The organism is Lysinibacillus sp. CTST325, from assembly GCF_054665055.1.
The window spans coordinates 1-17795 of sequence record NZ_BAAFHO010000003.1 but is presented as its reverse complement, the minus strand read 5'-3'; the positions used below and the strand labels follow the sequence as shown (position 1 = coordinate 17795).

Below are 17795 nucleotides of genomic sequence, written 5' to 3'. Positions count from 1 at the left end.
AGTTGAAAGGGGAAAAAATTACATATATAAAATAAGGCAATACATTGTTAAGGTTTGATAGGTAAAGTATTATATGGGATGAAATTGGAACGGTGGTGTTTCTCCAACAAGTAAGGACGTTTTTTATACTAACGAACCAGGTTAGTTAAATACAATTCACTATAAAAAATGTAATTTTACTCTTGAAAGGAAGAAATGAAGTTTGGATAATTATTGGAATTATAGGGTAGTAAAAAAGGATTGGAATAATGGTTATGTTTCGTATGAAATATGTGAGGTATATTACGAAAACGATGTACCTACTTCATGGATTTGGGGGAAAAATGTTCTTAGTGGTGATAGTAAAGAACACTTAGAGTGGACATTAAGCACAGTTTCAAAAGCATTTGAAAAGCCTGTGCTTGAAATAGTTGGTGATGATGAAGGTTTAATTGAAGTGAAAGAATAGTAAAAATTCCTGTGCAACTAAACCAGCTAATAGATTGTCAATAAAAATCTTTTAAATAAAAAAACACTTCATGCTATACTAAACCCTCCGAATTCAATTTGGAAGGTTTTTGTTGTATTTGAAAATGCTGTAACTATATGGTTTCTTGGAATGGTGTTTTCGTTTTTAAAATCGCATAAATCCAATGTAAAAGCTTATTTGCACAAGCAATAATGGCTACTTTATATGGCTTTCCCGTCATATTTTCATGTTGCCTTGTTAGATGCCGAAGGTTTAATAACTGTACACCACGCTTTTTCTGAGGCGCTAAATCCTCTTTGTAATACAGTTCGCCTAAGTGATAAGCATCGATGGCATCTGTTTTGGTTTTTCGCAAGCTAGAACTTTTTGCTCGGTAAGATACCAGTGGATTTACGGGTACTTCCGTTGTACCCCAGCTACTATCAATCTATAAATTGAATAATAAATAGTCAACCAGATTTCTCTGGCGGACCTTATAATACGAACGGGGTGCTTTAGTTTCATAAGGCTCATTTAATTGATCAAACTTTTTTATAAAAATCTCATACTTAGTTAGAAAAATTAACGCCAATTTGATCAATCTTTTTTCAAAATGGAGTTTTTGCATTTGCTAATAAATAAAGGGGTGAAGAAAATATCTTAAACACTCTTTATTCTAAAGCTACACTAGAAAAAAATATTCAAACGAACTTAACAATTGACCAAATGATTGCTATTCAACGCTCTCATAAAATTGGCGTCAAGAATATTAAACAAATGAAATTACCGGTGAAGGGAGAATAATTGGGGATTTGTGGTATTATATAATGAGCGAAGAAACAAGAATAAAATTTTCCAACGAGCTTCGCAAACAATTGAAATTACCAATTGAGGGTCCTGCCGACAAAATGCTACAGACCTAATTACTGTAAGACACTTTTTGGAAGGATCAATCAGTTCCTACTTTTATAGAATAGGCTGATATGGTATTTACTTAGGTTATAGTAACAGCTAGGTTTTAATAGCTGGGAATTAAAAGGAGAGATTTCATTATTTATGTTTAAAAATTTTTTTGGAAAGTGCTTAGTAACTTTTTTTGTTTTACTTTTACTTATCCCTGTTTTTACAAATCAAAAGGCTACAGCTAATTCACTACCTCAAAATGAAATGCGTGCAGCCTGGATTGCAACAGTATCTAATATTGATATGAAGGCAGGTATGAGTAAAACCCAATATACTCAATGGGTTCAAAGTACCTTAGACAAATTAAAAGCTGATAACTTTAATACAGTTATTTTTCAAGTTAAGCCATTAAATGATGCACTGTACCCGTCTAAGCTTGCTCCATGGTCATCGTATATAACAGGCAAGACACAAGGGACCAATCCGGGTTTTGATCCATTGCAAATAATGCTGGACGAAGCACATAAGCGAGGATTAGAACTTCATGCTTGGGTAAACCCATATAGGGTCACTATGCCTTCGCAATCTTTGTCTAATCTTGCTGCCGATAATGTAGCCCGTAAAAATTCTAATTGGGTAGTGAAATACGGTAAACAATACTATTTAGATCCTGGTTTGCCGGAAGTTCAAAATTACTTATTATCAACCATAGAAGAATTAGTAAGCAACTATGATATCGATGCTGTACATATGGATGATTACTTCTATCCTTATAAAATAAAAGGAGAGACTTTTCAAGATCAACAAACTTTTAAAAAGTATGGTGGCTCATTCAATAATATTGAAGACTGGCGCAGAAATAATGTTAATCAATTAGTAAAAAAGGTTTATGCAAGCATTAAGGCAATAAAACCTCATGTTCAATATGGAATATCTCCGTTTGGAATTTGGCGAAACAAAGGGCAAGATTCTACTGGTAGTAACACGAATGGAATGAGTAACTACGATGATATTTATGCTGATACAAGACAGTGGATTAAAGATGGAAGTATCGATTATATTGCTCCTCAAATCTATTGGTCCAGAAATCATAAAGCAGCAAATTACTCTGTTTTATTAGATTGGTGGGGAAGAGAAGTTCAAACGTACGCAAAAGTCCATCCTGTTAATCTATATATTGGCATGGCCAATCATAAAGTTGGAAATGATTCTGATACTGCATGGAATAATAAGACGGAACTTATCAGCCAAGTAATCGCCAACAGAGCAAATAAAAATGCTCAAGGACAAATGCATTTTTCTCTAAGAAGTATTAACAATAACGCTCTTGGATATGCTTCTTATCTAAATCAGCAACTATACAATTATAAAGCTTTAACACCTACAATTTATTGGAAAGGCTCTGCAATACCTTTATGTCCAACTGATGTTAAATTGAGTAAAGAGTCTTTAGGCATGAAGCTTACTATTACAGATGAAAATAGTACTCAACCAAGGAAATATGTAATATACCGATTTGATGGAACAAAAGAAGGATCATATGAAGACGTTAAAAATATAGTAGACGTGGTTTATAACACACAAGGTAATACTGTTTATGTAGATACTATTGCAAATAATAGTAAAGTATACACATATGGTATAAAATCTATATCTGCTACAGGTGTGGAAAGTAAAACTGCTTTTGTTATAAAAGACGGAATTCCTTACCAGCACCAATAGAGCCAACACCTGAAGGGCCAGAGCAACCAGAAAAACCTGTAGATCCAAAGCCTAATATTACATCCAACGATATCTCCACGAAAACTGGGCTAAGGACATGATTGAAGACATCGCAGCTCGTGGTATTATCACAGGCTATCTAGACTGCACGTTTCGACCGAATGAACCAATTAAACGTAAGCATATTGCAAGATCGCACGGACTTTTGAGCTAACACTTAAACGAAAGGACGTATCATTTAGTGATGTATCAACGAGTCATCCATACTATGAAGCAATTACAAGTTTACAATAGGCAGGTATTGTAAACGGTTCAAACGGGGCATTCAGTCCAGATGAATCGCTAACACGTGCACAAATGGAGGAAATACTTGTACTCGCATTTGGTATCCCACCAGCTGGAACAAGCACATTCCAGGACGTTCCAACAACAAATTGGAGCTATGACTATATTGCCGCACTAGCATATAACGGCATTGCATTAGGTTACAACGGTAATTTCAGACAAAATCAGGCAGTGACATGGGTACAATTCGTGGCATGAAATAATCACAACGAAGCACTATACAAAATTCAAGTTTCAGAATTTTATATAGTGTTTTATTGTATGCTTTGAAAACCTTCTGCTCTGCTGGGGACTATCAGTAAGGTACATACGGAACTGACTAAAGAATTATTAAACACAATTTACGAAGAGAATCAAGGCGAGGTAAATGAACGAATGATGAGAGGGATGGGAAAATGAGATAAGGGCCAAATTGATGCTGGATTTGCAAAGAATTGAGAAGGATGAGTATCAGTTACGCGAAGGTGAGCAGCATCAAGATTTCTTACCTTTGTTACTTCAATATATTGGCGATCCTCAGCCAGAATTACGGGATAACCTGATATATCTGATGTTTTATATGTGGATTAAGGAAGAGAATAGGTTTAGTGAAGAGGAGTTGCGTAGCCTCTTAACTGTTCTGACTGATGAGAACCATTTGTTCTATAATATTGGCAACGAGGATGATCAGTCAGTTTTTACAAGGACGTTCTCTGCCTTACCTATCGCTTTGATTGTGCAACGCCACAGACAGAATCCATTTTTCAATCAAGCGGAAATTGAGCAATTGATGCATGCAATGCTCCGTTATTATAAAGAGGAGAAGGATCTGCGAGGTTACCTTTCAGTAGGAGGCTAGGCTCACAGCGCGTCTTACGGTGCGGATGTTTTTGTCGAGTTGGTGCAGTGCGAGGAGACCAGCGTCGCAATGCTGCGTTATGTAAAGTTTGCTATTGGGAAGATGATTTCGTACAGAATGAGAACCCAGACTTTGAAGGTGGGGCTAATGAAGTGTCTTTGAGACAAGCACAAAAGAATTTCAAGATTTACGGAGCAAGTGAGGAAAGGTTTAAAGACAGAGTTGTAGAACCAAGCCTTGAATACGAGAAAGATGAAAATTTTATATCTCTATAGAGTTTTTAGGTGATATTACAATCACTCATTAATCTTCGTTCCTCACTCCCATGAAAGAACGTAATCATCTTTCATTTTCTGTGGTGTAGCGCTTGTTTTTGCGCTACATGGATGGTTAACGGGTGTTTTCCTTTAATAAGAATAGGACTTGCGTGTATGGTTGAATCCCATATATGCAAGTCCTTTTGTTATGCTCTCACAAGCTCATAGGCATGATTCTACAGCTTCACACATAGCTCTGTAGCACAATTATACATCCTGTATCGATGATTCCTCTGCTCCGCTATCCACTCTTACAGACTCGTTATACATTTCTTTGAGCTTGCAACTGTTGCTGTATGTTCCTTCAAAGTTGAAGAGTTTTAGATAAGCTCTTATCGCCTACGGTAACAGTCAAACTCATTCGTTGCACATTTACCATTTATCTACCAAATAGAAATTTATTGTGTTATGATTCCCTATAGACATAATTTTCAGTTATTTGAGACGCAGGGAGATGATGACTTGAGTATTAAAGCTTCTTATCAAGGAGTAGTTGAACTTAACATTGTACGTTGGGAATCTATTGACAATTTAGGCAAAAAGATTACCGAAGTTAGAGACTCATAAAAAATCTATACAAATGACATAGTTGAAATACAACAAGTTGTAGATTTTGGTCGAGTTTCAGAAAGGTCTCATAGAATAATTATTATTTTTAACTTAAAAAGAGATTTAGATAATCTTGGAGAAAAAATCATTTTATGAGTTATTTTCAACAAACTAAACAACACCACATCACACATCAATCTGTGGGCTTGTGCGTAAAATTACACACAAGTCCTTTTGTTATGCTTTCTCAATCACTCCAGTAGCTTAACACAAGACTTTGTAGCTCTCATCAAGCAATCTGTGTCAATGAATTTAGTTATGAAAGGTTCGAGGAGTGTCAAGAAAGGATTTATTAAACATAAAAAAGAAAAGATGACTTTTATAGTCACCTTTTCACTTGTAAGTAGCAATTTAGTTATTGAATATTTGTTCGTAACGGTGGAAGAATGCCACTGTGTGCGCTCTTGTTAGAGAATCATTTGGTTTAAACTCTTCATTTGTTTTAGTAGTTGTTAAACCATTATCACGAAGGAATTTAATAGCTTCTGACTGAGATACAGTCTTACCATAATGCATTGAAGCTAAGATACGAGCGAAGTTACCCCGTGTGATATCCTTACCTGCAATGGCTTGTTTGGATGCTGTGTTTGCACCTAGAACTGGTAGAGAGTATTTTGTAGCCAGTTGGTAGTTTTTGTCACCATACCATGTAGTATTAGCTTTCGTTGAAGCTAGTTCTGATGGTTTGAAGTAACGGAATAGGATAGTTAACATTTGGTTTTCCGTTAAGTTAGTGTACGGTTTAAGTAAGTTTTCGTACTTGCCTGTTGATGGGTTTTTCACGTTTAGGTATCCACTGATGATACCGATGTTGACTGCCCACTTAAAATCCTCAGCCCAGTATTCGTTTGCATTGTAATCAGCAAACTTTGATACATCAACGTTTCCCGTTGTTGGCGGTGTTACTGGAGGTGTTGGCGTTGGTGTTGAAGCTGAGTAGTTTAAATAACTTGATGCTACATACCCCTTTGTCCCGTCATTTCTTTTCACAGGATACCAAACAAAATGGTTTTTCTTCGTTGATACTTCTTCATATTCAAAAGGTCCCGTAATGGTAACAATTTCACCTTCACGTAAAGTACCCATAGAAGGACTATCCTTAGTAGGTCTTGTCCTAAATGTTACATTAGTTGTTGCACTAACTTTCTGATTTGTTTTAAAAAAATACTTTGATTTTGTTAATGGTAAATCAAATTTATAGTTCATGGCTGAAAATTTAATATTTTCCTTGCTGTTAGAATCATATTGAAAATGTTCGGGTAAAAAAGTTAGCTCTGTTAAGTCTATTAATTCCAATTTCTCAATAATTCGGAGAATTCTTTCTTGATAGGCATTTGCATTTCTTTCACCAGTTGCTTGGACAATTGGACTATTTACTGGTTTAGTACCGTTATAAGCCATGATAGCGAAGTACCAATGTTCCAATACATCTCTTTCCCCACCGTTGATGCTAGGCAAATCCTTCCGCTTAAACATATCATCTAGAGTCTTTACACCTGCTTGAATATTATAGACAATATCGCTTTTTAGTCTATCTTGATTGTAGCCAGCTTGATTTGTAATTTGCATAATGCCAATTCCATTATCTGCTGTCACAATCGCTTCACCATTACTATCGAAATGACGCCAATTTCCACTTTCACCTTCCGCTATTGCCTTCACAATTTCAGGTGGAACATCATAACTCAGTGCTGTTTCGGTTAACAAACAGTTCATTGTGGCATAATTAGGGTTTTCATTCGATGCCGAATCATACTTACATGTATTTGCAATATTATTAGCTAATACATTTTTATCTATGTTTATAGATAGAGAGAGGGTACCAATGGCAATCACACTAATCAAAGGTTTCAATATCTTTTTCATATGTGATTATTACACTTCCTTTCATATTTTTTAAAGATAAAAGATTCAGATATATGTTATCATAAACCCAATATTTGAGATAGGGGTAATAGTCAATGTTTCTTTCATTTAACAGGATTGAGTGATAAATGATAGCCCTAACATATATTGTTTAATATTGATTCGGTGAAAGGGTTGTAAATAGTGATTGTTGGATTTTTACCTTTTTGTGAAATAGGTAAGCTTCCTAAAGTCCATTGAAACAAGCCCAAGCCAAATCTATCAACTCTTACAGGCTCGTTAAATGGCTCTGTAAGCTTGCTGCGATTGTTGTTGTAAGCTGACTCAAAGTTGAAAGAATTGAACTTTGCCACACTCCTTTTTACAGCCAAGAGCTTGTGTTTGTTTTTTCGCTTCTTATATTCATTAATCCGATTCAAATTGAAAAAGCACACCAACTTAATGATATGCTACCGCAATCTCATCATAATTTGCTTTATAATCTTGCACTTCTACGAACCAGCATTTTGAAATGTGATACACTATTCCAAACAACTGATTATTCAGTTATTCAACTCCCATGAAAGATAAAAAAAATTAATCATCTTCCATTTTCTGTGGTGAAGTGCTAATAACTTCATGGATGGCTAACGGGGCAGTTTACTTTAACAACATCCAATAAATTCATTGGATATATGTGCTGAAAAAAAATGGAATCACGAAATACTCACGAATTACTTAAATGAAAAGACGGAGCGAAAGTAAAAATCTAATAAAGGAAAGTAATAAAATGAATAAATTAATTTTATCCATATTAATTGTTACTATTTTGACTGGATGCAATAAATCCTCAAACGATCCTCTTAGTCAACCAGAAGGCAAAGTGATTGTGAATGGTGAACCATATACAATGATTCTAAGTGATTATGAGCAGGAAGAAGACAAAGTTGAATTTAGTATAAAACATTCTTCCGATATAAACGAAATAGCTGAACTTTTCGATACACTAGAAGTTGAAAAAAGCACTATATTTAAAGTTGAAATTGATAAAAACCCTTCTTCAATTACGGTAGCTAAACTGAAAGAAGATGGTACAACTGATCTTGTTGAAATGAAAGATAATGAAATTACGATGCCATCGAAAAGTGGATATTATATTTATCAACTTAAAACTACATGGTCTGAAGGAAAACAAACTTTTGTTTTTGATGTTAGTGTTGAATAAAAAGAGAGTGACCTACAACTAAATTAATTAGTTTTACTAACATAGGCTGTACTTGAAGATCATTGAGCTGCACAGACAGCTCTTTTTTTATTGTGCTAACGGTGCAGTTTAATTGGAAGAGGGAAAAATTACATATATAAATTAAGGCAATACATAGTTATGCTTTTGATAGGTAAAGTATTCTATGGATGAGAATACAATCCAACCTGGTTATAAAATCGAAAGAGGTAAACATTTATCTTGTTCAACTACGAGGTGCGTTAATTAAAGATATTTATAGAGCAGGAAGGTGTTAATGTGGATGAGTTCGAGAATATTATGGCGGAATTTAATGATTGGTTAGTAGATGCAAAAAAGCAAATAAAGGATTCGGGTAAAATCGATCAATCAAAGTTAGATGCTTTTGTAAAGGTTATTGCAGAGTTGGTCAGTATTAAACAGAAGTATGTGGGCAAATTGTTAGAATTACGCACTGCTACGGAGAAGAAAATTGTAAGGTTAGAGTATTCTAAAGGAGGAAAAACAATCCATCGTGGATACTACTGTCCGAGCCCCGTTTTAGATTTAATCGTTGGTGGGATGAAAAGGGGTAGACTGTTCAAAAAGAAGAAACCTGAATTCGGGAATTACACATATGAAAATGGCTTTGATAAGGACGGCAGGCTACTTCGAGTAAAGGGTGTGAATGAGTTTACAACTCCAGACAGTAGATTTGACGAAGAGTATTTGATATACATAGATGATATTGTTTATGGTTTAGAATTGATAATTCAGGCGAGCTAGTAGTGGTGTCCAAGTGCATATACGAAAACGAAAAATTGATGAAGTATGAACGAAGTGGTTGCTGGACGGAGGAATTTGCCGATCTTCAGTATGAGGAATACACGTACGAAAACAATTGGCTTTCTGAAGTGGATTACTTTTCTAATATCGATCCACTATTGGAATTGTACCAAGAGCAAAGATTACGTGTAGAAAACGATGAAGTTGGCAATATCATTAGGATAATCGGCAGTACAATTGTTGAAGGTAAATCAGAGACGCATATATATAATGTTAAACCGCTCAAAAAATAAGTGGGTGCCCCGGACTATAACAGGATAGGGACTTTTGTTGAGCTAACGAGTAATAAAGAATTGGCTCCTCTCTTTTAGTTTGTGAAGATATTCACTTAAAGTAACGGGGGCTTTAGTTAATTTCGATTCGCGAAATATCGAACCAAAAAGACAGAATTTAATCTACACATTTTGTAGATTAAATCTGCCTTTTGTTTTAAAAGCAACAATCTTTGAGAAAACAGCAAAATAAAAGGAGCTATACTATGAATTTTTATTTATTAAGGGAAAAATCGGGCACAAATGTACTCTTCAAGAATACTGGAGAAGATAAAAATAGAAGGGAATGTGATAAATGTGGTGGGGTGCAATCAATTATAAAAAACCCTTTAAAAGTCCAATTACGAGATGATAAAACTAGTGACTTTTATCAAATGATGGGAAATAATATTATTGGAAGTGGAATTCAAGATACTCTAATAAGACATAATTTTAAAGGGTTCAAATTATCCCCTATAGAAATTGAAGTTAAAAATGAGGAGCGATTATTAGATAAGGAATTATTTAATTTAGCCCGCATTGAAGCTATAGGTAAAGGTGGTTTTCTCCAAGATCATTTAGGAAATAAAGTACCACATTGTGATAATTGTGGACATTTTTGAATATTTTACGTATCTCTGAAGGGTTAAGCGTAGATGAAAAAGAGTGGGATGGTAGTGATATTTTCTACTTTAATAACTGGTACGGTAATTTAATTATTACTGAAGCTGTTTACAAGGTTTTAAATGAATCCAACACTCAAAACGTTAGGTTTATTAATTTGAGGGAATTTAGTAATGATTATAGAAGGAGGTTGAAATGAAGAGATTAATATAAACATTCAAATAAAGGAAAAAGTTTGTGGAAAAATGTACTTAAGCTAACGAGTGCTTTATTAAAAGATGGGATTCTAGAGAGATCCCATCTTTTTTCTTCTTAACTAAGTGTGCAGGATAGTTGAATGTGGAAAAAATTACATATATAAAATAAGGCGATATATTGTTAAGATTGCATAGGTCAAGTTCTATAGGAAGAAATTAATAGGAATGTTATTAAAGATGAAGTAAATATTTCTAATTAAATGGAGGAGTTACGTTGGTTAATGAAGTAATTACAAATGCTAAAAATATGATTCAAAGGTCTGGAACATCCACTAGGATAGCGACAGTTGGGGAAATAAATGACCTAAAAGAAAAACTAGATTCTAAACTTCCAGAATGGTTGATCGATTTAATGACTACGGTAGAAGTGTGTGATAGTGAATTGGTGGTTCCTTTTGATGCGGAAGATGAAGAAGATGATGAAAATCCCCAATTACGAATTGAATTTTTGAATCCGAAGTTTATTATTGAAGGATCTTACAACGCTGTTCCTGGATGTGCAGTATATGAAAGCGGTTATATTTGTATCGGAGAAGAAATAGCTATTGGAGATGCATACGCAATAAATATACACGAAGGAAATAATCCTCCTGTCTATTATTTAAATCATGAATATGGTGAAGAGACTGAGATGATAATTGAAAATAAACTAACTGTTGTAAAAAAATTATCCGACCTGTTCCTAGTTGCGAGAATAAAAAAGTAAAATGTTGAATAGCCCTTTAAGACTTAATGTTTGTGAATAAATGTACTTAAACTAACGAGTGCCTTAGTTGAACAAGGAGCAAAAAAACAATTGATTTAGTTGAAGAAAAGCTATCTCTTTGAGGATAGCTTTTTCTTTTGATGATTTGTCAAATTAAGTGCAACAATTGCTCATTAAAAGCCTCGTTTGCAGTTTTCCAACCAAGACATTTTCTTGGTCGGTTGTTGATATAGTTTAATGATTTTGTTAGTTCTTCTGGTGATACTTCTTCGAAATTTGTTTGCTTAAGGAAGAATTCGCGAAGTAACCCATTCCCATTTTCGTTACTTCCACGTTGCCAAGAAGAATAGGCGTCCGCAAAATAAACATCAATTTTCAAGTCTTTTTCTAACACTTTATAGCAGCTAAATTCTTTACCTCTGTCTGTTGTGGCTGTTTTTATAGTGCCTTTTGGTAATTTAGTATGAAGAAGACGTACTGCTTTTTCCATTGATTGAGCTGAGCGATCTGGTATCAAAAAGCCAACATACCATCGTGTACAACTATATTTTTAACCCCGTCCTTTCTAAGAACGGGGTTATGCTTGGTTGGGGTTATAAAATTAAATAACTTTATTCTCGCGTTACAGTTGATAGAAATATACTAAGTCTTTTAAAAGTCAAGTAATAGTAGCAAAAAATGTGTTTAATAAATCATTCGGTACAATATCCAAGAGTCTTTTTAACCAAGGAAAGATTAAATTTAAATACACACCGTATAATTTGAGAGATACTTATATTGATAATGCTTGGCAAATGGTTGAGGACGGTCTTATTTCTACATTAGAAGTGGGGGTTATTACTGGAAATTCAGCAACTGTAGCAGCAAAACATTATAGAAATAGAGAAAACACAAAAAGATATGTAGAAGCTCTTTATAAAAGGCTGTTTTCTAAAAGATTGTTGCTGTTAAAACATAAAAACAGAAATAATCTACAAAATGTGTAGGATCAACTCTGTTTTTATGTTTGATATTTAAATCGAATATTTAATGAAAGCCCTGTTATTCACTATTGGGTTTTATTATTGGTTTTCCATCCTTATCCAATAACGGCGTGATTCCCCCTGCATATCCAGCCCAACTAAATAAATAATGAACTCCTGTTTCATTATCTACTAGTATTCTGTTTCCATTAGCTACACCCATTTCTGTAAAGATTTCTTCAAATCTCTTATTTGATCCTTTATTCTTCTCTGAGTCTTTATTAAACATTTTTTTCGCCTCCTTATTCATTTATATGGTAACGCTATTACTGAAATTCCAAATAACATATACTACGCTCTTATCTCGGCTTAAGACCCGCACAGGCAAGAACTGATAGCAACAATCTATACGAAAAGAGCCTTATAAAATCACCATTTTAGATGATGAATTACCAGGTTCAATTGTTAATAGCAATACTGTTGAAAACCTCCCTCCAGCCCAAGCTAATGCAGGTAACTGTACAAGTGAATTCTGTATAAAGATTGATACAGTTGAAGACAGCTTTTTTGGGGGGGGCTAGAAGGAAAAGAATAGAATAGAGTTCAGAGTAGAATAAACTGAATGTACCTTTCTTAGCTATATTTAAACGCTTTTATAAGTGGATGAAAATGAATAAACGATGTTTAATTTAACTTATATTTAAATAACTTATTTTTTAATACTATGTTGACTTTAAAATGCAAATAGAATACAATTCGATAACGATAATCATTCTCAATAAAAGGAGACTAACAAATTGTTTCGAATTTCTGCAAACGACATCGAAGTAAAATATGATAAAAATATTATTCTTAGAGACCTATTATTACATATTCCAGATAATAGTATTTCAACAATTATTGGACCGAATGGTTGTGGAAAATCAACTTTATTAAAGGCTCTAACAAAAATATTGCCTTATTCCAAAGGTCAAATTTTATTAGATGGACAAGCTTTAACCTCATATAAAACAAAAGATTTGGCGAAAAAAATGGCATTACTTCCGCAGTCTCAGATTGCACCTTCTAACATTTCAGTACGTGAACTTATTGCTTACGGAAGGTATCCCCATCAAGGGAATTTCGGTATTTTAAGCTCTCAAGATCAAGAAATTATTAACTGGGCAATCTCCAAGACCAAGTTAAATGACGTAGAAAATTCTATTGTTGATTCATTGTCGGGTGGGCAACGTCAACGCGTTTGGGTCGCTTTAGCATTAGCTCAGCAAACGGACATTATTTATTTAGATGAGCCCACAACCTATTTGGACCTTGCACATCAACTTGATTTAATGAAACTTCTTAAACAATTGAATGTGGAAGAAAATCGTACAATTGTTATGGTACTACATGATTTAAATTTAGCAGCTAGATATTCAGACTATATGATTTCAATGAATTCTGGTCAAATCGTAAAAGCTGGAACCGTTGATGAAGTGATGACTACTGATAATTTAAAGCGGGTTTTTCAAATAGATGCTGTCATTAGTGAAGATCCTTATACTAAAAAACCAATTTGTCTATCTTACGACACTAGTTTATAAGAGGTGATGAGATGACAACTTGGCACAAATGGATCACGATATTCGTACTTTTAATTATCTGTTTTGCTTCCATTATTTTTGCAATCAGTATAGGGGCTAAAAATATTCCCTTTATCACAGTGTGGACATCCATTTTCCAATACAACTCAGAGGATAACTTACATCAGATCATTTATGAAGTTCGATTACCACGAGTGTTAGGGGCCGTATTTGTTGGAGCTGCTTTCGCAGTCGCTGGTACAGTAATTCAAGCAATCACACGTAATCCCCTTGCTGATATAGGCATTTTAGGAATCAACGGTGGGGCAGTACTTCTTGTGACTATCTGTTTTGCATTTTATCCAGCGATTTCCTACGGTTGGCTTACGTTCTTTTCATTCATCGGGGCCGCACTATCGACCTTCCTTGTCTTTTCAATCGGTATAGTCGCTCGTGGGAATCTTTCCCCTTTAACATTTACAATTGCTGGGGCAGTGATTGCTGCATTTCTACATGCAATTAGTTCTGGTATTGCCATTTATTTTGATTTGAATCAAGAATTGGCTTTTTGGTATGCAGGTGGAGTTGCAGGTGTTACATGGGGGCAACTTCCTTTATTGATTACTATCGTTATCGTATCCATCATTATTGCAACATTACTTGGTAAGCAATTAACGATTTTAAGTACAGGCCAAGAAATGGCATCGAGTTTAGGTATTAACATTAAGTTCTTACTATTCACAAGTATGGGGGTTATCGTTTTACTTGGTGGTGTTGGAGTTGCAGTCGCTGGTTCTATTAGTTTTGTTGGACTAATTATCCCTCATCTTTCACGTAAATTTGTTGGACATGATTACCGTTGGAATATTCCAGTAAGCGCTTTATTAGGGAGTACACTTGTAGTAATCGCTGATTTATCAGCTCGAATAATTTTTGCACCTAAAGAGCTTGCATTAGGAATATTAATTGCCTTTATTGGTGTGCCATTTTTTCTATTTGTCGCGAAGAAACTGGAGGGAACTTAAATGGCACCAAAACGAAGAATTCCATTTCTATTATACATCTCGATCACTTTGATATTCATTTTTCTAACATTTTTCTTTTCAATTAACACAGGAAGCTATCAACTTTCTTTACCAGAAGTGGTGAATAACCTGTTTGGTCAGGGGCAGGATAATAGTATACTCGTATTATTTGAGTATCGATTACCCCGCATCTTGATGGCATTAGTCGGTGGTGCTGGTATCGCTGTGGCAGGATCATTACTCCAATCCTATACGGGCAACCATTTAGCGGATACTGGTTTATTAGGTCTCCATGCGGGTGCTTCATGTGGATTAATTATATTCATGAGCTTTTTTAGTCAAAAATTTTTATATGCTGAAATTTTAATACCTTTATTCGCCTTTTCAGGTGGTGCTTTGGCCGCCGTTTTGATTGTTTATTTGGCAAAATCAAAAAATGGCGGTATCAATACAAATAAATTGATTTTAATTGGTATTGCTGTATCGGCACTTTTTAATGCAATAACGCTATTTTTATCATTACGTTTAAGTAAAGATACTTATTCTTTTGCAGCTAGTTGGTTACTTGGGAATATTTGGGGACGTCATTGGATTCATGTTTCTATTTTAATTCCATGGGTTGCCCTATTTAGTGTTCTTGCCTATCACTTAGCGCATCGATTAAACCTTTTACAAGTTGGAGAGGCATTCGCTCAAACAACGGGAATTAATGTAAAGCGCACCAAAAATAGCGCATTGATATTGGCTGTGGTGTTATCAAGCGTTTCAGTAGCCATCGTAGGTAATATTAGCTTTTTAGGACTTTTAGCGCCACATTTGGCACGTCAATTAGTTGGCAGTGACTATCGCCTCAACCTACCTTTATCTGCATTGATTGGCGCTGGCATTTTACTACTTTCTGATACGATTGGTCGTTCTCTATTTGAAGCAAACCCAATCCCAGCAGGTATATTGGTATCCTTCATTGGAGGACCTTATTTTATTTATTTACTATTAAAAAACAACAGGAGTGTATAACAATATGAAAAAATGGTATTTACCAGTAACTTTAGCTCTAATAACAGCAATTTTAGGTGCTTGTGGAAATGAAGAATCAACAACATCTAATTCAACAACGAAAGTAGTTGAAGAACAACGTATTGGCTCTTTATCAATTCACTTAACAAATGACTTAATTGCCCTAGATATTACCCCCGTTGGTTCTGTAGTTGGCGGTTCATTAGGTGATTTTTTACCACAAGCAGCTCCATACTTAACAGAAGCTACAAAATATGGCCCTGCAAAAGATGTTGATATGGAATCATTACTTTCCTCCGAACCAGATGTTATCGTTGCAGATGAAGAATTTGCAGCAGCGAATTTAGAACACTACAAAAAAATTGCACCCGTTCAACTATATAATTTAGATGAAGGAACATGGCGTGATCATTTAACATTACTTGGAGAAAAATTCAAAAAAGAAGAATCAGCGAAACAATTTATTGCAGATTACGAAAAGAAAACGGAGGAAGTAAAATCTTTACTTGCTAAACAATATGGTGAAGATGCAACAGCAATGGCAATCCGTGTTACAGATAAAGAATTACGTGTTTTCTCAACAGCACGACCAATGGGCCCAATATTATTTAAAGACTTAAATCTTGAACCTGCTACAGGAATTACAGAAATGGGTACAGAAGAGCCTTATCAAGTGATATCAAAAGAAGTTATTGGTGATTACGATGCAGATATTATATTTGTTGTAGTAAATAGCAACGAAGAAGCTGAAAAAGTATACAAAGAACTTGCTGAATCATCTATATGGAAATCTCTAAAAGCTGTTCAAAAGGGCCAAATTTTTGTTGTTTCAGATCAACCTTGGTTAGACTATTCAGCTCTTGGGAACTCAATGGCAATGGATCAACTATATGACCAATTAAAAAAATAAAAATATAGTCTATTTACAAGAATACATCTTACAATGCGAAACGCTTCACTTTTCCCCCTAAAACCAGAATGTTTAAATGGTTTTAGGGGGATTTACTTTTTTACCATTTACAACGTTACGCACTTTATGCAAACGACGCTTTGGGAAGCTAAATACTATTGAAAAAACAACTCAAAAATTGGTATGATAAACAATATATCGAAAAAGTTGGTGTAACGAATGCTGAAAAAAATATTATTTACAATTACATTTGCACTTACTTTATTTATTTCTGTTTTTATAGCAAATAAAATTTTCCCTAATAATGATATACGATTTATTTTAATTGGCATTAGTTTTACGATTATTTTCGGGTTTTCTCAATACTTAAATGAAAAATGGTTTACTAATAAAGAATAAATTAGTATTAACTTTTTAACCTATATCACATAATCCGTAGAATAATTTCTGCAATGAATATTTATAAGATTTACATTTAAAAAACGTTCCTAAATCAAAGGTTGGTAACATTTCAAACAGCGACAAACACTGATTTAACAGTGTTCGCTGTTTTTATTAGAAAATAACGCTCTGAGACGCTGCGAAAAATAATTTTGAAGAAGACTGTTCGATCCACTTACTCTGAATGGCGATAACATATAAATAGAATCTCAATGAAATGTACCCAAAGGACGTTTTGGTAATGTTAAACTTTAATTACACGAGGGGGCGAAAAAATGGATTATACTAAAATCTATAATGAGGAACTGATTGCCTTAGTAAAAGAGAAAATAAAGTCAGTCGGTGAAATTAAAGCGGTGAAGTTTTTGAGAGAGCAAACAGGTATGTCCTTAATACAGGCAAAAAAATTTGTAGATTTTTGTAAAGAATAGACATAAAAATTAGAGTCAATAAATTAACCTGTGTTTTATGCAACAATATTTATAAAGCATACAAAATAATTATAATAAACGTTACAAATGAAAGTTTTGGGACGAAATAAAACACTTAAAACGTTGTCATACCAATGTATTAAGTGTTTTTCTGTATTTCATTCATATACACCTTTTTATGCACTATCGTTTGAACTTAGATACAACAAAGCTTTCAATGCTGTTCAAAAGAAATTGCACTGAATCATATTTTGAATACAAACTTGCATATACAGCGGATTCCTTAACGTTATAAATCAACATAGCCTTTTTCTTTATTCAACTGACGGGTGCGTTAATTAAAGATCATTGAGTTGCATAGGCAGCTCTTTCTTACGATTAGTCAAGTATCTATAATAACTTTCTTAACTCTCTGATATTATTTTGATAAATTGGGCCATGCTGAATAAGCCTAGTGATTTTTCGATTTTTCATAAGGCTTTAGTATGTTAAACTGATGCTACGACTGTACTAG

At 34.3% G+C, this 17795-nt stretch carries 19 protein-coding genes and 4 pseudogenes; 18 read left to right on the top strand and 5 right to left on the bottom strand.

Annotated features, from left to right (window positions below; all coding sequences use genetic code 11):
- Positions 1-202: 202 nt before the first annotated feature.
- Positions 203-448, top strand: a complete 246-nt coding sequence (locus ACYQ73_RS09865) for a hypothetical protein (protein WP_460012346.1) — start codon at positions 203-205, stop codon at positions 446-448.
- 232 nt (positions 449-680) lie between these two features.
- Here ACYQ73_RS09865 and ACYQ73_RS09860 read toward each other — a convergent pair.
- Positions 681-881: pseudogene (locus ACYQ73_RS09860) on the bottom strand (IS110 family transposase); the annotation flags it as partial.
- 623 nt (positions 882-1504) lie between these two features.
- Here ACYQ73_RS09860 and ACYQ73_RS09855 point away from each other — a divergent pair.
- From ACYQ73_RS09855 to ACYQ73_RS09830, 6 genes and pseudogenes are all read left to right on the top strand, one after another.
- A complete protein-coding gene (locus ACYQ73_RS09855) occupies positions 1505-3073 on the top strand; it encodes a glycoside hydrolase family 10 protein (protein ID WP_460012345.1) in 1569 nt (522 codons plus the stop codon).
- Positions 3074-3134: 61 nt separating this feature from the next.
- Positions 3135-3287 (top strand): S-layer homology domain-containing protein, encoded by a 153-nt coding sequence (locus ACYQ73_RS09850; RefSeq protein ID WP_460012646.1) that lies wholly within the window; start codon positions 3135-3137, stop codon positions 3285-3287.
- An 86-nt stretch (positions 3288-3373) separates the two neighbouring features.
- Positions 3374-3427 (top strand): annotated as a pseudogene (locus ACYQ73_RS09845) (hypothetical protein); the annotation flags it as partial.
- A 3-nt stretch (positions 3428-3430) separates the two neighbouring features.
- Positions 3431-3616 carry an S-layer homology domain-containing protein gene (locus ACYQ73_RS09840; protein WP_460012344.1) on the top strand — a complete coding sequence of 62 codons (186 nt, stop codon included), beginning with the start codon at positions 3431-3433 and terminating at the stop codon, positions 3614-3616.
- Between the two features lie 217 nt (positions 3617-3833).
- Positions 3834-4364: pseudogene (locus ACYQ73_RS09835) on the top strand (DUF2785 domain-containing protein); the annotation flags it as partial.
- Entirely contained in the window at positions 4304-4531 is a 228-nt protein-coding gene (locus tag ACYQ73_RS09830; protein WP_460012343.1) for a CPCC family cysteine-rich protein, read from the top strand. The pseudogene ACYQ73_RS09835 and the gene ACYQ73_RS09830, both read left to right, overlap by 61 nt.
- 1002 nt (positions 4532-5533) lie before the next feature.
- Here the strand turns inward: ACYQ73_RS09830 and ACYQ73_RS09825 are convergent.
- Both ACYQ73_RS09825 and ACYQ73_RS09820 read right to left on the bottom strand, forming a co-directional pair.
- Positions 5534-7048 carry an SH3 domain-containing protein gene (locus tag ACYQ73_RS09825; protein ID WP_460012342.1) on the bottom strand — a complete coding sequence of 505 codons (1515 nt, stop codon included), beginning with the start codon at positions 7046-7048 and terminating at the stop codon, positions 5534-5536.
- A 137-nt stretch (positions 7049-7185) separates the two neighbouring features.
- The gene (locus ACYQ73_RS09820) at positions 7186-7401 is read right to left on the bottom strand and encodes a hypothetical protein (protein ID WP_460012341.1); all 216 of its coding nucleotides are present in this window, start codon (positions 7399-7401) and stop codon (positions 7186-7188) included.
- A gap of 416 nt (positions 7402-7817) precedes the next feature.
- Here ACYQ73_RS09820 and ACYQ73_RS09815 point away from each other — a divergent pair, with 416 nt between their 5' ends.
- From ACYQ73_RS09815 to ACYQ73_RS09795, 5 genes are all read left to right on the top strand, one after another.
- Entirely contained in the window at positions 7818-8252 is a 435-nt protein-coding gene (locus ACYQ73_RS09815) for a hypothetical protein (RefSeq protein WP_460012340.1), read from the top strand.
- A gap of 297 nt (positions 8253-8549) precedes the next feature.
- The gene (locus tag ACYQ73_RS09810; protein ID WP_460012339.1) at positions 8550-9035 is read left to right on the top strand and encodes a hypothetical protein; all 486 of its coding nucleotides are present in this window, start codon (positions 8550-8552) and stop codon (positions 9033-9035) included.
- Positions 9036-9073: 38 nt separating this feature from the next.
- A complete protein-coding gene (locus ACYQ73_RS09805) occupies positions 9074-9328 on the top strand; it encodes a hypothetical protein (RefSeq protein ID WP_460012338.1) in 255 nt (84 codons plus the stop codon).
- A gap of 245 nt (positions 9329-9573) precedes the next feature.
- Positions 9574-9969: a hypothetical protein gene (locus tag ACYQ73_RS09800; RefSeq protein ID WP_460012337.1), complete on the top strand. Its 396-nt coding sequence runs from the start codon at positions 9574-9576 to the stop codon at positions 9967-9969.
- 472 nt (positions 9970-10441) lie between these two features.
- Positions 10442-10933 (top strand): SMI1/KNR4 family protein, encoded by a 492-nt coding sequence (locus tag ACYQ73_RS09795; RefSeq protein WP_460012336.1) that lies wholly within the window; start codon positions 10442-10444, stop codon positions 10931-10933.
- Between the two features lie 148 nt (positions 10934-11081).
- On the opposite strand, the pseudogene ACYQ73_RS09790 reads toward ACYQ73_RS09795, so the two are convergent.
- A pseudogene (locus ACYQ73_RS09790) lies at positions 11082-11471 on the bottom strand (IS30 family transposase); the annotation flags it as partial.
- A gap of 142 nt (positions 11472-11613) precedes the next feature.
- Between ACYQ73_RS09790 and ACYQ73_RS09785 the strand changes: the two are divergent.
- Positions 11614-11919, top strand: a complete 306-nt coding sequence (locus tag ACYQ73_RS09785; RefSeq protein WP_460012335.1) for a hypothetical protein — start codon at positions 11614-11616, stop codon at positions 11917-11919.
- Positions 11920-11974: 55 nt separating this feature from the next.
- Here ACYQ73_RS09785 and ACYQ73_RS09780 read toward each other — a convergent pair whose 3' ends face one another.
- A complete protein-coding gene (locus tag ACYQ73_RS09780; RefSeq protein WP_460012334.1) occupies positions 11975-12184 on the bottom strand; it encodes a DUF6440 family protein in 210 nt (69 codons plus the stop codon).
- 508 nt (positions 12185-12692) lie between these two features.
- Between ACYQ73_RS09780 and ACYQ73_RS09775 the strand changes: the two genes are divergently transcribed.
- The 5 genes from ACYQ73_RS09775 (at position 12693) to ACYQ73_RS09755 (ending at position 17281) form a co-directional block, all read left to right on the top strand.
- A complete protein-coding gene (locus tag ACYQ73_RS09775) occupies positions 12693-13478 on the top strand; it encodes an ABC transporter ATP-binding protein (RefSeq protein ID WP_460012333.1) in 786 nt (261 codons plus the stop codon).
- 11 nt (positions 13479-13489) lie between these two features.
- Entirely contained in the window at positions 13490-14482 is a 993-nt protein-coding gene (locus ACYQ73_RS09770) for a FecCD family ABC transporter permease (RefSeq protein WP_460012332.1), read from the top strand.
- Positions 14483-15499 carry a FecCD family ABC transporter permease gene (locus tag ACYQ73_RS09765; protein WP_460012331.1) on the top strand — a complete coding sequence of 339 codons (1017 nt, stop codon included), beginning with the start codon at positions 14483-14485 and terminating at the stop codon, positions 15497-15499. It begins immediately after the preceding gene.
- 4 nt (positions 15500-15503) lie between these two features.
- Positions 15504-16409 carry an ABC transporter substrate-binding protein gene (locus ACYQ73_RS09760; protein ID WP_460012330.1) on the top strand — a complete coding sequence of 302 codons (906 nt, stop codon included), beginning with the start codon at positions 15504-15506 and terminating at the stop codon, positions 16407-16409.
- Positions 16410-17125: 716 nt separating this feature from the next.
- The gene (locus tag ACYQ73_RS09755; RefSeq protein ID WP_169786300.1) at positions 17126-17281 is read left to right on the top strand and encodes a hypothetical protein; all 156 of its coding nucleotides are present in this window, start codon (positions 17126-17128) and stop codon (positions 17279-17281) included.
- Positions 17282-17795 lie beyond the last annotated feature (514 nt).

Coding starts and splice junctions, on each gene's coding strand:
- ACYQ73_RS09855 (WP_460012345.1), top strand. CDS start 1,505: ATGTTTAAAAATTTTTTTGGAAAGTGCTTAGTAACTTTTTTTGTTTTA.
- ACYQ73_RS09840 (WP_460012344.1), top strand. CDS start 3,431: ATGGAGGAAATACTTGTACTCGCATTTGGTATCCCACCAGCTGGAACA.
- ACYQ73_RS09825 (WP_460012342.1), bottom strand. CDS start 7,048: ATGAAAAAGATATTGAAACCTTTGATTAGTGTGATTGCCATTGGTACC.
- ACYQ73_RS09815 (WP_460012340.1), top strand. CDS start 7,818: ATGAATAAATTAATTTTATCCATATTAATTGTTACTATTTTGACTGGA.
- ACYQ73_RS09805 (WP_460012338.1), top strand. CDS start 9,074: ATGAAGTATGAACGAAGTGGTTGCTGGACGGAGGAATTTGCCGATCTT.
- ACYQ73_RS09800 (WP_460012337.1), top strand. CDS start 9,574: ATGAATTTTTATTTATTAAGGGAAAAATCGGGCACAAATGTACTCTTC.
- ACYQ73_RS09780 (WP_460012334.1), bottom strand. CDS start 12,184: ATGTTTAATAAAGACTCAGAGAAGAATAAAGGATCAAATAAGAGATTT.
- ACYQ73_RS09770 (WP_460012332.1), top strand. CDS start 13,490: ATGACAACTTGGCACAAATGGATCACGATATTCGTACTTTTAATTATC.
- ACYQ73_RS09765 (WP_460012331.1), top strand. CDS start 14,483: ATGGCACCAAAACGAAGAATTCCATTTCTATTATACATCTCGATCACT.
- ACYQ73_RS09760 (WP_460012330.1), top strand. CDS start 15,504: ATGAAAAAATGGTATTTACCAGTAACTTTAGCTCTAATAACAGCAATT.
- ACYQ73_RS09755 (WP_169786300.1), top strand. CDS start 17,126: ATGGATTATACTAAAATCTATAATGAGGAACTGATTGCCTTAGTAAAA.